This is a genomic window from Sulfolobales archaeon, assembly GCA_038897115.1.
Classification (GTDB): domain Archaea; phylum Thermoproteota; class Thermoprotei_A; order Sulfolobales; family AG1; genus AG1.
Genome location: JAWAXC010000051.1, coordinates 1 through 16,274, shown reverse-complemented (window position 1 = coordinate 16,274; position 16,274 = coordinate 1). Strand labels below are relative to the sequence as shown.

The window sequence follows — 16,274 nt, the reverse complement described above, 5'->3', positions numbered from 1 at the left end:
CAGCGCTTTTGAAGCCTCCTCATAGGATCTTCTCGATACTAACCCCCATCTAATGGCTATCCTCATCGCATGGGTATCGACTGCGAAGTAAGGGGCTCCCCTGACTACTGAGAGGAAGACATCAGCTGTTTTATAGCCTATACCATCTATCGATGTGAGGAACTCCCTCAACCTCGATGGATCCTCTTTCAATAGATACTCCTCACCCCCCATCTTCGCTATCGCCTCGGCAGCCCTCTTAATAGTCCTAGCCTTCTGCCTCCAGAGCCCCGCCTTCTTAATAGCGTCCTCTATCTCCTTAACATCAGACCTTAGTATCTTCTCTAAACTGGTTCCAACCCTTTTCTCAAGGTTCATGAAGGCCTCGATAGAATTCCTATCACTAGTATTCTGGCTTAGAATCACACCAACCAATACCGAGAAGGGGCCGGAGCCGCGTATCTTAGCCACCAAGGCTACATATTCCCTCCAATCAACTTCTAGGCTCTCCTTAAGTATCCTATAGATTGTATCTCCATCAGCTCTAGCCAATATACTTTCACCCCTATACACCCTGAGCCACCATAGCTATAGATGCTGCCTCGGAATTATATCCTAGTAATCTATGTAGTATTTAACTAGCAGTTCTTAATAGCTTCCCTACTCTTCCATCTTAGGTGGCTTGCTTGGATATCCTTGATAAGATCTTCTCTGAGATCTCTATTGGCGGGATTAGGATAAGGAATAGAATAGCTATGTCCCCCATGGTTACCAACCTAGGATCCCCTGAGGGCTATCCAACAGATGCCCATATAGCCTATATGGTTGAGAGGGCTAGAGGCGGTGCTGGGCTCATAATAACGGAGTATACATATGTTAATAGAGTAGATGCTAGGGGCTCTCCAAACCAGCTAGGGCTATACTCTGACGAGCTGATACCAAAGTTCAGAAGGCTCACAGAGGCTGTCAAGGCACATGGTGCCAGGATATTTGTGCAACTAGTCCACGTGGGTAGAAAGACTAGGAGGAGCTTGATATGGGGCAACACCCCGATAGCCCCCTCCCCGATACGTTTGATAGATGATGTGAGGGAGATGAGTATTGATGATATAAAGAGGGTTGTGAGGGATTTCGGAGAAGCTGGTGAGAGGGCTGAGAAGGCCGGCTTTGATGGTATAGAGCTCCATGGAGCCCATGGATATCTGATAGCCCAGTTCCTCTCACCTGCTACTAATAAGAGGAGCGATTCCTATAGAGATGGTGTTAAATTTGTCTCTGAGGTGGTTCAGGAGATAAGGTCTAGAACATCGATACCTATTGGGATAAGGCTTAGCGTAAACGAGTTCGATCCGGAGGGTCTGAATCCCCATATAGTTTCAGAGATCGTTTCTAGGCTTGAGAGGGAGGTTGGTGTTGACTATATACATCTATCCGCTGGGAGGGATGGTCCGATAACGTCTTCAATGCCCTTCTATGGTTCTAGAACCCCCTTTCTAGATGATGCTAGGATTGTGAGAAAGGCGACTAAACTTCCGCTACTCCTAGTAGGATCTATAGTGGATCTTGAGGACGCTGCTAGAGCCCTGGAGGTTGCTGATATGATAGTCCTTGGGAGACAGCTCCTAGCAGATCCAGAGTGGCCTATAAAGATAAGAAATGGCCTCCCAATAAGGCCATGTATAAGGTGTAACCAGCTATGCAGACAGATAGCCCTTTCAGAGGTTAGATGCGATGTCAACCCAGAGCTTGGCTGGGAGATCCTACCTCCGCCTGAGAGGGGATCTGGAGAGGTTATTGTAATAGGTGGAGGGGTTATGGGGCTCGAAGCGGCTAGGGTTCTCGCATTAAGAGGTTTCGATGTAACGCTATATGAGAGGGAACACAGGCTTGGAGGGCAGATAAACCTCTATAGAGATCCCTTCAAGGCTAGAGAGTTCAGGCTCTTGATAGACTATTATGAGAGAGAGCTGAAGAGACTGGGTGTGAGAATAATCCTGGGTGCTGAGAAGCATTGCGGGGGAGATGAGGACTGTATCTATGCCGTGCCTGAGGAGAGGCCCCCTGAGATGCCAGATATAAAAGGAGGGAGAATCCTTATAGATTCTAATTTATATCCATATCACGACTACGCATTCGAGCTAGCAAGATATAACGAAGTATATATGACTAGGAGGAGCTTAACAGGGCTAGACAGGGCTAGGGGGTATTTGATGGAGAACGAGCTTAGGAAGCTGGGGGTTATATTCATAGATAAGGTTGAGGAGAACATGAAATTCGATCTAGTTCTAAGAGGATTCAAAAGAGATCAGCCATCGATAGGCTACTCGATAAAAAGAGGGTATGTGCTTGGGAGGAGCTTTAAAAAGAAAAGGGTTTGAATAAACAGAGGAGCTATCTATCCAATTATTTCCTACCTCTATATATCATCGCTAGCATTGCTAGCATAACTACTAGGAGAACCCCTACAACTGCTATCGCCATAGACGCTATAGCGCTGTTGCTGGCAACCCCAGGTGTCTCTATAGCCTCTGGCGATGCCTGTTGAATAGCCATCGGCTTTGTCCTCGGGATAACCACTATTTCTCCAACCATGTATGGGTGTAGCGAGCAGAAGTATCCATATAGATCTGAGTCACTGGTTATAAATGGTACGAACTCCTTATATACCTGTAGCTGGGCTCCCCCTATTCTATATACACCCGCCTTTGTGAATGTATATGACCAGCTCATACCATGCTTAAGCAGGGGTGATTTAACAGTTTCATTGCCCATGTTTATAACTATATCGTGTAGACCTACCAGCTCGCCGCTCGCGTTTGGAAGGCTTATAATATCCTCGTTGATCCACACAACAGTTGTTCCCTCAGGTATTACAAGTCTTTTGGGGTAGTACGAATTCGCTATGATCCTGACATATGCTATTCCCTCAGCATATACTGGGGTATCCACCTCCGGAGATCCAAGGCCGAATGGATCTATAACCCTTATAGGCTTCTCAGGGATCGGTAGCCTCGGCCCCCGGGCATCTACAATGCTCGTCCTATTAGCATCCTTCTTAGCTACTAGAACACCTACAGCGCCTCTAACAGGCTGGCTAAATACGTGGCTCACTATGGAGTAGGAGCCCTCCTCAGGCACTCTGAACTCCACAACCCACGAGTCGCTGGGCCCTGCCAATACTGTCTGGCCTCCTACAATGACGTTAAGCGGGTGTCCCTGGTAGTATGCGAAGTCCCATACTATTCCGACTAGGTGTAGGGTTGATACTAGGTTGGGACCCACATTCAAGAAGTAGATCCTCACATAGTCGCCCGGCCTAGCCATTATAGGTCCTTCCAACCCTCCTGGGAGGTATCTACCTATGTATCCATTGAATAGAACATATAGAGGCTTTGAATTCACAAAGTCAGCTCCATTAGCATATATCTCATGCTGTATCAAGTAGATCTCTATATCAGGCTTTCTCCCAAGGATCTCCTCGAGCCTATATTTATAGCTCTTAGGCTTAACAACTATCATGCCATACTGCCCCGACATAGTATGTATAAATATCCCCTGCCCGCCTGGAGCGCAGTGATACATATAGACACCTGGGTAGCTTGCATTGAATATAATGCTCTTAACACCTCCAGGAGGCACATTCCCTACATAGGAGGAGCTAGATCTATATACAGCATGTATTGAGAGGCCATGAGCCACTATATCCTTGTTAACAGCAACTATCTCCACTATATCACCCTCATCAACAACTATCGTAGGCCCTGGAACAGTGCCATTGATCGTGAAGGTATCGAGCACAATACCATCTCCAATCACAACCTTACTCCTATATAGCTCTAGAACAAATCTCTTAGTAGGCTTAGTACCAGGGGGTACATAGCTTGTTGACGGCAGCTGATAATCCTGGCTCTGGGGTTGTGGTTGCTGTGTTAGGGAAAATGCTATTGAGGCTGAAGATACCAGGAGGATAGATATTAGGAGAATAGCGAACACATATAGCCTTCCCATATGCATCCCCATATATGGTTAGCTATAAGCCCTATCGGCCGGAAACCTAATCTTTTAGGTTATCCCCCTCGATTCACAGTATGTAATTTTATAGAGGATTTTATATGGATAGGGATGCAAATATATAGAGAGGTATTTCTGAATACATAGCTATATAAATACATATAAACATATAATATTCGATATATAGCCTCTTTATCTAGAATATTAATAGTTTATAGATGAGGACTATTAATAAGCTGTTCAAGGATTTCTTTTCAAGCTCCCAGGATCTAGAAAGTCTATATAAAAATACTAAGGTTTATACAGAGAATCAGCTGTTAACCACGCATAGTGTAACAAGGGGGAACATGTATTGTTTGAGGAGGGATTACAATTGTTATATTTCTGGAAATTCTATGGTTATTCTAATGTGTATGTGTCTCCTGCTGTGATGATATAGGTACCCTCACCCTTATATCTCCGCTTTTCTGGAAGTGTAGTACTATTGTTAGCTCCTTTATATCTTCTGTGAAGTTCCCCATGATCATTATGTGGTATCCACCTGGCTCTAGGCTAACCTCTGATCTTCCTGCTATGCATATCTTGTCAACGGGCTTCATAGAGGCTACTCCTCCCTCTACTACTGTTTGGTGTATCTCTCCCCTTGCCTTGAATGGTGCTTCTACATCTGCCCCTAATAGGCAGTCGGATCCAAATCCGTGGTTATGGATCATCATGTAAACAGCTATTGCCTTTGGTGTCATCACGAATCCGGGTTCGTGGATCTCTATTGATGGTGTTTGTAGATAGCTCCAGAGGATCGTGCCCCCTGCTACCGCTGCTATGATAACCACTATGAGAATCGCTATAGTGGCTCTTTTCAAGAACCCACCCAGAAATATTGTTGTCTATTCTTAAAAACCTGTGTATCTATATGTATATATATGTATATCTATTTATATTTTTTCACTCTTCCCCAAAGATCTTCTCGTATATATATAGCACAGCCGTGGCTATGCCGCCTATATATGCTATTGTGAGCAATAGCTCTGATGCTAGTGTAGCGCTTCCAGACCTGTTGATCCCTAGGAAAGAGGCGCAGAAGCTTATAAAATCAGATATATACCCCCTATCAATGCCTAGAGCTATTAAAGCCCAGATGAGGATCGGGGCTCCAATTAGGAAGAAGCCCATGAGGAGAACTATAGGGTATATCTTTCTGGGCATGCTCCACCACCACTATATCTCCGAGGCTCCTAATAACCCTAGCTAGTGGGAAGGGCTCTTCAGCTTATTGATATATAGTGGAAAAGCTAAAAGGCTTTCAAGCCCTAGTGTTTTTGGGCTATGCCATGGATATGGGGAGGCTTAGGGCTTATGTGGCCGGGCTTCTCATAACTACTCTTGTGATGTCTGCTCTTTTTGGTGTTATCTTTGTTTTTATTAAGGAGATAAGCCTTTTCTATGTGATCTTGATTATGGCTGCATTGCTAGTTGTCTGGGGTGTGAATACTTATTACCTCGTCAAGATGATCGATCTTGAGGAGAGGGCTGGCCCCCCAGAGGCTGGGGAGGGCTAGTCTTGGCAAGGCTTTTCATCGCTGTAGAGATAGAGGACAGATCTGTTTTATCCAGGATTATAGAGGTTAGAAACCAGATCATGGGGCTTGGGATCGATGCTAAGCCTGTTGAGGATGACAATATACATCTTACACTGAGATTCCTGGGGGATGTTGAGGAGAATCTGATCCCAAGCATAGAGAGGGCTATGGAGCCCCTAGCCTCTATACCCCCTTTCAGGATGAGGGTTAGGGGGCTAGGGGTTTTCCCAGATCTTAGGAGCCCTAGGGTTGTATGGGTTGGTGTTGGTGAGGGCTCCGAGATCCTCAGATCTATGAGGGGTATTCTGGATAGGGGTTTGAGGGGGCTTAGGATCTATGAGGATGAGCATGGCTTCTCACCCCATATAACTATTGCGAGGATAAGGAGTAGGGTTAATGTTGATAGGCTATCTAGGTTTGTTGAGGAGAACATGGATCTAGATCTAGGTTTTTCAAGTGTAACCAGGGTGGTGCTCAAGAGAAGCACTCTAACACCTAGAGGGCCTATATATAGTGATGTTAGGAGGGTTCTCCTTGGCTCGAAGGGAGGAGGCTTGGAGGGTAGCGGAGGAGGTATTGAATAGGATAAGGCCTCGTGAGGATGAGCTTAGAGAGGCCTATAGGGTCTATAGAATTATCAGGGAGAGGCTTGAAAGAGCATTCCCACAGGATCTCTTCTCAATAGAGCTCTACGGATCTATAGCTAAGGGAACCGCTATATCAGGGGATCTCGATCTAGATATATTTATCCTCACACCAAGGGAGTATGGGAGGGAGTGGATCAGGGAGAACTTCCTAAGACTCGCCAAAGATGCCTTAGGAGATATACCGTATGAGGAGAGATATGCAGAACACCCCTATCTAAGGGCTAAACCAGGCTCGATAGAGGCTGATATAGTACCCGCTCTAAAGATATCCAGGGCATCTGAGGCTATGACCGCTGCAGATAGAACCCCCTTCCACACTGAGTATGTTAGAAAGATGCTTAGCGAAGAGGGGAAGGATCATGTGAGGCTCCTCAAGAAATTCATGAAGGGTGTTGGTGTATATGGTGCTGAGATAAGGGTTGGGGGGTTCTCGGGATATGTTGCTGAGTTATTGGTTATAACCTATGGAGGCTTTCTAGAGGTTATTGAGAGAGCCTCTAGGTGGAGACCCCCAGTAGTTATTATACCCCCTGGATGCGATATCTCTGAGAGCGATGCTAGGAGGCTGTTCAAGGGATCACCGTTTATACTCCCAGACCCTGTGGATTCTAGGAGAAACGCGGGGGCTGCTGTTACTTTAAAAACACTCTCAGAGTTCATAGTAGCCTCTAAGCTCTATCTTGCAAATCCCTCCCAAAGATTCTTCGAACCGCCTGAGGTTGATGATGCCATGGTTGAATCATCTTTTGAATCGCTTAGAAAGAGAGGCACATGCGTGGTCATACTAACCCTTAGGCTGAGGAGAAGCGCTCCTGATAACATATGGGGTGAGATCAAGAGCCTCTCAAAGAGAATATATAATAGACTTAGATCCGAGAGATACCCAGTCCTCAGAAGATCCGAGTACTGGGATGAAGAGGGTGAGGAGGCATTGATAGCCTTAGAGCTTCTATCATGCAACCCATCAGAACCAATCCAGGTTGAGGGACCACCAGCTTGGCTGGAAAACTCCTTAGAGTTTATAGAGAAACAGCTCATAGGAGGCTGGGGATTCTGGGTAGATGATAGCGGGAGGCTAGAGGGGGTTAGAAGGAGAAGCTATGCCAGCGTAGAAGATCTTATAAGGAGATTGCTAGCTATGGAGACAATGCCAAGAGATATAGAGGGGGTTATAGATATATCAACAGATATAATAAAAATCTATAGGATGTTGAAGGATAGAAAGGGCCTCAGAAAATGGATCTATAGCTTTTTAACGTTAAAACCCATTTATATCGTATAGCTTACTATCTAGACCATAGCTATTCACAACTTCAAAATCCTTCCCTCTAGAGCGAGGAGACTATCTTCTCATATCTCTCTAATTCTTAAGAATAAGGCTTAGCCATGCTCGATTAAATAGCAGAAATAGTTATTAATAAACGCTATTTAGGTTATAAGGGGTTTCATAATTGATAAAAATATAATATAGTGTTTATATAAAAAGGTTTTGTTCTGAGAATGATTTACTTAGTTGTTACAGCCCTTCTTACCTGTAGGAATGTTAGCAAGGCGAATACGAATGCTAGGAGTGCTAGTATTATCGCAACTATTATGGGGGTCAGTAGACCTCCCACACTAGCGTTAACGCTGTCTATCTTGCTGCTGAGAGCGCTATTCACGCTATCCAGTTTAGAGCTGACACCGTTTACCGCTGATGATAGGGCGTCTCTTGCGGAGTTTACCGCGTTCCTCAGATCTGTTGATACGGTGTCGAGTCTTGATGATAGCGTGTCAAGCTTGCTCGATAGGTCTCTCTGTCCAGATACTAGGTTGCCTATATCTGTTCTCATCCCAGTTATATCTGTTCTTAGACCCGCTACTGTGGTTCTCAGATCGTCTAGGACAGCTATTCTGGTTCTTATATCGTTGACAGCTGACGAAAGATCCGATATTGATGCGCTTAGACTCGATATCCCACTCTGTAGATTGCTTGATATAGTGTCTAGCTTTGATGATATATTGCTTAGCGCTGCAGCCAAGGCTTGCTGGGCCGTCTGGAACTGCTGGGCTAGGCTTGCAACTTGCTGCTGGAGAGCATTTAGGCTTGTGTTGAGCTGATTAACTGCCGAGGCTATGCTGCTTGTCTGTGCCGATATAGCATTTATCTGTGTCTGCATCGATGCTATCTGTGCCTGTAGAGCCTGGAGTTGTGATGTGAGGTTTGCTACCTGCTGCTGTAACTGAGTCACCAGCGCTAGGAGTGATTTTAGCTTTATAGTTCCTACATCATTTGTCCCAGCTGTTACTGTGATTTTTAGGGAGACGCTGAGATAGCCTGGAGCGCTTACTGTTAATGTGTAGCTGCCTGGATTAGCCCCTATGCTGAATCTTCCGTTAGCATCTGTTGTTGTTGAGATACGTAGCTCTTCAAGCCTTACCGTTGCACCCTCTATCGGGTTGCCTGTGTCCTCATCAACCACCCTCCCTGTTACTACTGATAGTGCTGCTAGCGTGAATGTGGTCTCAGCTATATTGCCGCCCTGGACAGCTCTCACCCTATAGGTTCCTGGCGGGAATCTCGGATCTGGCGTTGATGGTAGTGTGAAGCTTGTTGTCGCAACACCGGCTGAGTTTGCTACGGGCTGGTCATAGAATACTAGGTCTCCGCTGGGGTTGTACACGCCTACACCGACATCCTTGTTGGGTGTGGCTCCAGAGACTGTTATGGTTACTCTCTCTCCACCCACATATGTAGTCTTATCAGTAGTGACTGTGAGGGCTGCGAAGGCTATTGGAGCTATGCTAGCCAAGATCACAGCCACGATCGCTATTAGCGATGCCCTGGCAATGCTCCTCATAGAAGCCACCCCTTACTCCCTCACAGCAATTATCGCTGTCGGCGTTTTAACCCTATAGTCCATCTGGACCCCAGCTAGGGCTGAGGTTCCCACTCCAGGTGCTACTGTACCTCCAACAACTGTTACTGTGAGCTCGAGCTTATCACCTAGAGGTGTTAGATCTGTGAGGCTCTTGACAGCAGATAGTCTCACAAGATAGCTCCCAGGTGCTGGGAACACGAAGGAGAATGTCACGCTCAGTGTCTGGCCTGGAGCCAGGGTTACTGTTATAGCCTGGAGGACCAGTGGTACACCATTGGAGTCGAATACCTGGAAGAGCACTGCTGTTGTGTTTGACACTGGGTTGTTGTTTGTTACATTGACAGTGAATAGCACTGTTCTCCCAGCAACAGGCTGTGTTACTGGCGTACCATCTGAATATGTCATAACTACTTGTGGTGAGAATGCTATTGGCTTTTCAAGCAGCTGCCCTACAAAGGCAGATGCTGTTATATCCTTAGACCTGCCAGTTATAGCATAGTCTGCTGGGAACTTATCTGTATATATCACAGTTATTGTGTCGCCTATGTTGGCATATATTATCCTCTCCTTACCCCTATCAGCTGGGTTGTTAGAGACTAGCACGGTTCCTGTGAATATGCCTGATCCTGGAGCTGTCTCTGTAAGCACAACCTGTATCCCTAGTTGATCGCTTGTTGATATAACTCTAACCACTATCGTCTCCACTATCGATGGATCTGTCACAGCATCTGAATCGTTAACGGTTATCGTTATATTCTGTCCTGGCAGGTAGAATGGCTTGTCAAGCGTTACAATACCGTCGACGCTGAAGAACCTCACCGTAGCTGTTACAGATGTCGGTCCTGATGGCGTGTCCACATCTGAATATACTATCTGGATCACACCTCCCCTAAGCAGCTCAGCAGGAGTTCCTAGCACTGATTTGTCAAACACATCTGTGAACACACCTGTGTTAGGCCCTGTCTCTGTTGCTGTCCTAGTTATTACCCTGCCATCCCATAGCTTTATGTTGTAGGAGATGGTATCATTGCTAAACACATTTCTATTCTTATCGGGATCAACTATTGTCACGTTAATCTTACCCAAAGGCCCAGTCTTTGTTCCATCCGCGGGGCTTACTATCATGCCTAGCGTCGATAGTATCTTGATGTTCGCCTCAACAGTCTTGCTAAGCCATATAGTAGAGCCGAATGGAGTGTCTGGAGATGCCCTATTAACATATCTAAGCGCTATGATAGCCTCAGGGTTGGCTGAGATGTTTGCATCATCACCAACCCATACTAGGGCTGTAAACACTCCTGATCCAGGTGCTGTCTCATTCAGCGTAATAACACCGCTTGCCGGCACAGCAGCCCCTAGAACTGTAACATTTACAGTATCATAACTCGAGGTGTTTGTATCAGCAGCAGGATTGATCATAGTGATATTTATAACCTTTCCATATGTCACCTGGATAGACTGGCTACCATTTACAAATAGCGATACATCAACAGTCTTTAGAGGAATCGACACAGACTTAATCACACCGCTCGGCGAACGATAAGTTATTACCAGAGTGCCGTTCTGAACCTCATATGGATATTGGAATGCTAGGGGACCATTGATCGTTATGTAGAGGCTGAAGGTAGAGGTTCCAATAGTACTTACAGCTGTAGTGCTGAAGAGCTGTGGAAGCGGCACATTGGTTTTGACGGGCTGTGCAAGATAGTTGAGGAAGGTGGCGTTTAACGTATTACCAAAATTAATCCAGGACGCTGAGGCTGATGGATCTACTATAGTTACATTGATCGATATATTATAGTCAACGGTAATTGGGATGAAGCTCCTATCAACCAATAGCTGGACAGGCGGTGGAACTCCTACTGTAAAGCTCACATTGATCACATCGTAATCCATGGATGAATTATATTTAGGCACATAGATGGTGAGGTTATAATTGCCTGCAGGAAGTATTGTAGACACATTACCGGGGAATAGATCTCCAAGGGTCTTTACCGTGATATTGTGGAACACGCCAGAATTCCTATCCGTCTCATTGAGGCCCAAAGTTGCGTTGCCATTCGGGATCAGTCTATAGCCTGTGTCATTCTGTATGTTTAGAAGTATAGTTGTGTTATCAATGACGTTCCAGAACTTGTTGAGATCTGGAGCCGTTATATTGAATTCCCCTGCTAGGTTTATTGAGCCGAGCGGTGCTGGGGCTACGGTGCTTGGTATCCCCATTACATTCGATGCACTTGTATGTTGGAATACAAGCTCTCTGAACACAATGAAATCACCTGTTGATGTGTAGTTCCCCAGCTGTAGTATATCACCGTCAGATGGTGGTACCTTGCTTACTTGTAGGAATGATGTGAGGTCTGTTGATGTGCCGGTTAGATTTCCTATAAATATGCCGGTACCGTTTATAAATACTGTTACGTTATAGAGGAGTACAAAGGCCGCAGTTGGAGCTACTGGCCATGCCGTTATGTTGTTAAACTCATTTCTTACAATGGTTCTATCACTACTCAGTATCCGGAGGGTTATATTGACATTGGGAAAGGCAGATACGTTAACAGGGTTTTTGAATGTTATGTTCACCTGGAATGTAGCGTTAAAGTATACATTGCCGTTGAATGGAGGACCGTCTCTCGATGTGTTTATGCTGGATATGTTTTCAGCGAATACTGTTGCAGCAGATGCCACTAGTGGTCTCCCAATAATCGCTATTAGGGGTGCTGGTACTACTCCCAGTATAGATGCTACTACTATTCCAAGAACTATTGATCCAACTATTTTTCTAGCCAACCCGAGGGATCTTCTATCCACCATCTAGTCACCTTCGATTAGATAGTAAGGGGCTAGGCTATAAAAAGATTATGTGCAAATATGTGCACAACTGTGTATAGATCTTAATTCTGATCCCTTCCTATTAATTAATATCGAACCTAGCATTGCTATCTATAGATAACTTTATATATCTTCAGATCTTGAATATCCGATATCTCTAACACAAATACACATAGCCTTTGGTAAATATAGATCCGTGGATCTCTATTCCTATACCTACATAATAACCGCCGTGGTTCTGTATATATGGGTCTAACCCGTTATATCCTAGAATATGCTGTCTATGAAGTAGATCTTATTTCCATTGCTCACCACTACTATATTCCCCTGCTTTGGGTAGATAGTTGTGTTGCTATATATCTTTAGAGGGCCTTGTGCTGCGAATCCATAGAGCCATATATGTATTGGGGTTGATATGGAGGGCGGATACCACCAGTCGGCCCAGCATTTATCGATCACGGGTATGTATAGTGTTTGACCTCCAAGTCTTATCTCTATGTAGTTTGGCCCAACTATATGCTGTACTGTTTGAGCCTTCCATGAGTAGTATGATCCTTCATAGGCAGATCCCGATATATAGTAGCATCGTATTCCACCAACTCCAACAATGCCTAGATCGCCTGGGGAGATGGTTGAGATAAGCACGACTACTTTCCAATCACTTGGAAGATATGATACGTTATAATATGCTTGATATACCCCGTCCTGAGAGAGATAGCTCTGTGTAGAAACACTGTCTGTGAAGCTGGTTGGGGCTATAGCTATCTCTCTGGCTACTATAACCCCTATGCTTGGGTTATAGGAGTAGCTTGTGGTGTTGCTGAAGATATAGTAGAGATCATATGTTTTAGTAATGCTCCAAGGGGGTGGGAAGCTTATGGTGATTCTGGGCTTGTCATAGCTAACAGATGGAGGGTTGAACCAAGCTTTCGTGTCTAGTGTGTTTAGCTGGGCAGACGTCTTCTCAAGATATATAGTTCCATTTATTGGTGATTGGAATATAATATAATTAGGATCTATATCCCACCTATACGTCGATATATTAACCCTAGCACCGCTCCCATCATAGTAATATGCTATATAGCTGTTAGAGCCAGCTCTAACAGCGTAGTAGATACCACTAGCAGTATTTGGTATTATAATCACATCCCCATCTCCACTCCAATAGCCCCATCTATATATATAGATCCTACCCCTCTCCGTTAACACAGCTATATAGCCCTCACCATAGGTGTAGCTCTGAATAAGGCTTCTAGGGAGGATCTCAACACGGGAGCCAGGTGGGATCTCTATAGAGGTGTTCATAGCGAAGGCGATAGAGCTTCTATTCCCAATCACAAGATATATAACCCTCGCCCCCGAGCTCGAATACGCATATATCCCCCCGGAGCTGGTGTTCAAATAGAGATCTAGATCCTCTGAATAAGCCTCCACATAACCCCTCAAAGCCTCCCTATAAGCCTCACCCTGCCTAGCTAGGTTAGCAAGGGATGTCGAGTATAGAGAAACAAAGATAACGAGGATCATGGACATAACGATAGCACCATATAGAGACGAAGCCTCACCCCTAACCAATAGTCTCAACAGGAAACACCCCCCTAGCCCTATCAACAACAACATAGAGAGGCCTCGATTCGGAGGCGAGCACATATGTAGCCATAGAATGCGGTGGCACAGAAATTCCGAGAGCCTCTATAGATCCGTTTGAGAGAACAATATATCTAATATATACATCAGAAGACCCGAAGTTCACAATAGCTAGAAACCATTTAGAGCCATTAGCAAAGCCATATATCCTGAGGAGAGCTGGAACCTCTATAGGAGGCTGGACATTAAGAGCCTCCCTAGATCTCTCAACCAGGATAACCCCTATAGGCACAACTATAGCTAGCATAATAAGGGAGATAACAAGACTCGAAAAACCCCTCACCAAGACAGCCCCATATGAATCCAAACCCTAAATAAATGTGAGGGGGAAGGGCGAAACTAATGCTCTAAAGAAATACTGATCTCCTCCCCATCCTAAAAGGCAGAGTATGTTAAAAGCGAACCCTATCTTTAATAATATGTTCTAGCCTCTAGAGATGCTTCTCAGATCCACAACACTTACACCGCCTTCGTTATAGACCCTCACTATGTTATCAGCCCTACCTATGATCTCCTCATCATGTGTCACCACTATAACCTGTTCAAGCATCCCCGCTATCTCTCTCACCATCTCGAATAGCCTTGCCTTGTTCTCCACATCTAGATTCTGGGTTGGCTCGTCAAGGATCATAACCCCTGGGAGTCTCCCTAGAAGGGTTTTTGCTAGCGCTATTCTAAATGCTATTGCAAGCATTGTCCTCTCACCACCGCTTAGACTATTAAGCCCTAGAAGGGCTCCACCATGTGATCTAATCGCTATGTTGAAGTCACTCTCAATAGATACCCTGAAGGGTCTTGAGAAGGCCTCTAAAGCCCTGTTAACCTCTTCCTCAAGCCTCCTAGCAACGATCTGGGTTAGGATTTGAGATAACAGCCCTTCTCTTCCGAAGAAGCTCTTCTCCAATACCCTAAGGATCTTCAGTGATTTCTCGAGGCTAGGCTTCATAGAGATCCTCTTCTCAAGCTCCGAGATCTTCTCCTCCCTCTCCCTAACTATCTTTTCGAGCCTCGATAGCTCACCCTCTATAGATCCTCTCCTCCTCTTCAGATCCTCTATATGCCTCTGAATCTCCCTAGCCTCAGCCTCAGCCCTGGCGAGCTCCCCCCTATACTCTGAAACCCCTTTTAACCATGGGCTAGAGGAGAGAAGATCCTCGAGCTCTCTTCTGAGAGATGAAATCCTCTCCCTGATCCTAAGATCCTCGAGCTCTTTAACCCTCTTCTCAGCCCTTTCAATCCTCTCCAATAGAGATCCGAGCTCCTCAGCCATTTTCTTAAGAATATCCCCACAGGATCTTGGTTCGCCTGGAAATATCTTTCCAGCTATATCGGAGATCCTAGAACATATAGCCATACCCTCCTCAACACAGGCCCTAAGATCCTCGAGCTCTTTTGAGAGCTCCTCAACCTTAGATCTATAAGATCTGATCTTCGATAAGGCCTCCTCAACATCCCTATATAATTTCCCAGCACGTCTAGCCAACTCCTCAAGAGACGCCTCCTCCCTCCTAAGCCTATCAACCTCCACCCTATGCCTCTCAATAATATGCCTAGCATCCTCAGCCCCAAGCTCCCTCCCACAGAATGGGCATCTACCCCCTTCAGGCCTCAGCTCTAAAAGCCTTGTATATGTCGCTATAGATCCCCTCACCTCTCCAAGCCTCCTCGATAGATCCTCATAGGTCTTTCTAGCCATGTCAAGAACCTCCTGGGAGATCTCCTCGATCTCTATGCCAAGGCTCTTTGCAAGACCCTTGAGATCCTGGGGAGCCCTTCTAAGCCTATCGATCTCCTCTGAATAGCTCTTAACCCTCCTCTCTATATCTACCCTTTTATCCCCACACTGTATCGATCTCCTATATGTGTCGTAGAGCTTCATAACAGAATCACGATCAAGCCCGAGACCCCTATAGAGATCCAGCCTATTCCTAGAGATTCTCAGCTCATTCTCAAGCCCCCCAAGCTCCCTTTCAAGTTGCTCTAGAGTAACAAGCATCTCGATCTTCTCGATGGCTTTTCTCAAAACCCCTATCCTCTCCTCGAGATCCTTCCTCCTAGCCTCGGCCTCGGATATCTTTGAATCTATGATCTGCAGCTCCTGCCTAAGCCTCGCAGCATCAGCCTTATCCCTGGCAAGCCTATCCCTCAGATCTCTGAGGTTCTGCTCATCCCTAGCTATCTCTGCCAGCATCTTATCGGCTTTATCAGCGGCTTCCTTAGCCAGCTCCCTAGCTCTCTCGAGATCCTCGAGCCCCATCATCCTCAAGATCTTCTCCCACCTATCCCTAGCACTCATCTCTAGGAACTGGGCAAGCATATCCTGTCTAGAGAATATTGTTGATGTAAACACAAGAGGATCCTTAGCACCTAATATGTTAGAAGCTATATACTCGGTAACATCTGAAACCCCCCTGGCGAGGAGTTTTCTAGAACCACCAGAGATCTCCTCTAGATAGTGGTTCCTACTATTACCCTCACCATCATACTCCCTCCTAACCCTGTAAACCCTCCCACCAGCTTCGAACTCGAGCTCGATAGCAGCCCATTGAGAGCCTATCCTAACAACACCCCTCTTACTCCTCCCAGTCCTTATAATCTCCTGGGACGACTGCCCCCCTCTATCGAAGAGAGCTAATAGGATAGCCTCTACGATAGAGCTCTTACCAGCCCCATTCGGCCCTACAATGGCTGTTAAGCCTCTTCCAAAGACTATCTCG

13 protein-coding genes are annotated in these 16,274 nt (G+C 45.6%); 4 read left to right on the top strand and 9 right to left on the bottom strand.

The window, feature by feature from the left end; genetic code table 11:
* The coding region (locus QXE01_07630; protein ID MEM4971103.1) for a hypothetical protein at nucleotides 1–531 on the bottom strand (531 nt) is incomplete at its 3' end.
* Nucleotides 532–665: 134 nt separating this feature from the next.
* Between QXE01_07630 and QXE01_07625 the strand changes: the two genes are divergently transcribed.
* On the top strand, nucleotides 666–2,357 hold the full coding sequence (locus QXE01_07625) for an FAD-dependent oxidoreductase (protein MEM4971102.1): 1,692 nt from the start codon (nucleotides 666–668) through the stop codon (nucleotides 2,355–2,357).
* A gap of 25 nt (nucleotides 2,358–2,382) precedes the next feature.
* Here the strand turns inward: QXE01_07625 and QXE01_07620 are convergent, their stop codons facing one another.
* The 3 genes from QXE01_07620 to QXE01_07610 form a co-directional block, all read right to left on the bottom strand.
* Nucleotides 2,383–3,987: a multicopper oxidase domain-containing protein gene (locus tag QXE01_07620; protein MEM4971101.1), complete on the bottom strand. Its 1,605-nt coding sequence runs from the start codon at nucleotides 3,985–3,987 to the stop codon at nucleotides 2,383–2,385.
* Nucleotides 3,988–4,394: 407 nt separating this feature from the next.
* Nucleotides 4,395–4,853 carry a copper chaperone PCu(A)C gene (locus QXE01_07615; GenBank protein MEM4971100.1) on the bottom strand — a complete coding sequence of 153 codons (459 nt, stop codon included), beginning with the start codon at nucleotides 4,851–4,853 and terminating at the stop codon, nucleotides 4,395–4,397.
* 82 nt (nucleotides 4,854–4,935) lie between these two features.
* The gene (locus QXE01_07610; protein MEM4971099.1) at nucleotides 4,936–5,196 is read right to left on the bottom strand and encodes a hypothetical protein; all 261 of its coding nucleotides are present in this window, start codon (nucleotides 5,194–5,196) and stop codon (nucleotides 4,936–4,938) included.
* A gap of 125 nt (nucleotides 5,197–5,321) precedes the next feature.
* On the opposite strand from QXE01_07610, the gene QXE01_07605 reads away from it, so the two are divergent.
* The 3 genes from QXE01_07605 to cca are packed head-to-tail and all read left to right on the top strand — an operon-like array spanning nucleotide 5,322 to nucleotide 7,499.
* Nucleotides 5,322–5,549, top strand: coding sequence for a hypothetical protein (locus tag QXE01_07605; protein MEM4971098.1), 228 nt, complete (start codon nucleotides 5,322–5,324; stop codon nucleotides 5,547–5,549).
* Between the two features lie 2 nt (nucleotides 5,550–5,551).
* Complete coding sequence (gene thpR, locus QXE01_07600; GenBank protein ID MEM4971097.1) at nucleotides 5,552–6,154, top strand: RNA 2',3'-cyclic phosphodiesterase; 603 nt, start codon at nucleotides 5,552–5,554, stop codon at nucleotides 6,152–6,154.
* A complete protein-coding gene (cca, locus tag QXE01_07595; GenBank protein ID MEM4971096.1) occupies nucleotides 6,105–7,499 on the top strand; it encodes a CCA tRNA nucleotidyltransferase in 1,395 nt (464 codons plus the stop codon). Before thpR ends, cca begins: the two co-directional genes overlap by 50 nt.
* Nucleotides 7,500–7,722: 223 nt before the next feature.
* Here cca and QXE01_07590 read toward each other — a convergent pair whose 3' ends face one another.
* The 5 genes from QXE01_07590 to QXE01_07570 form a co-directional block, all read right to left on the bottom strand.
* The gene (locus QXE01_07590) at nucleotides 7,723–9,057 is read right to left on the bottom strand and encodes a carboxypeptidase regulatory-like domain-containing protein (protein MEM4971095.1); all 1,335 of its coding nucleotides are present in this window, start codon (nucleotides 9,055–9,057) and stop codon (nucleotides 7,723–7,725) included.
* Between the two features lie 12 nt (nucleotides 9,058–9,069).
* Entirely contained in the window at nucleotides 9,070–11,892 is a 2,823-nt protein-coding gene (locus QXE01_07585) for a hypothetical protein (protein ID MEM4971094.1), read from the bottom strand.
* A 285-nt stretch (nucleotides 11,893–12,177) separates the two neighbouring features.
* The gene (locus QXE01_07580) at nucleotides 12,178–13,494 is read right to left on the bottom strand and encodes a hypothetical protein (GenBank protein ID MEM4971093.1); all 1,317 of its coding nucleotides are present in this window, start codon (nucleotides 13,492–13,494) and stop codon (nucleotides 12,178–12,180) included.
* Entirely contained in the window at nucleotides 13,478–13,843 is a 366-nt protein-coding gene (locus QXE01_07575; GenBank protein ID MEM4971092.1) for a hypothetical protein, read from the bottom strand. The genes QXE01_07580 and QXE01_07575 overlap by 17 nt, the downstream gene beginning before the upstream one ends.
* 138 nt (nucleotides 13,844–13,981) lie before the next feature.
* Nucleotides 13,982–16,274, bottom strand: a 2,293-nt coding sequence (locus QXE01_07570) for an SMC family ATPase (protein MEM4971091.1), incomplete at its 5' end; no start/stop codon positions are given.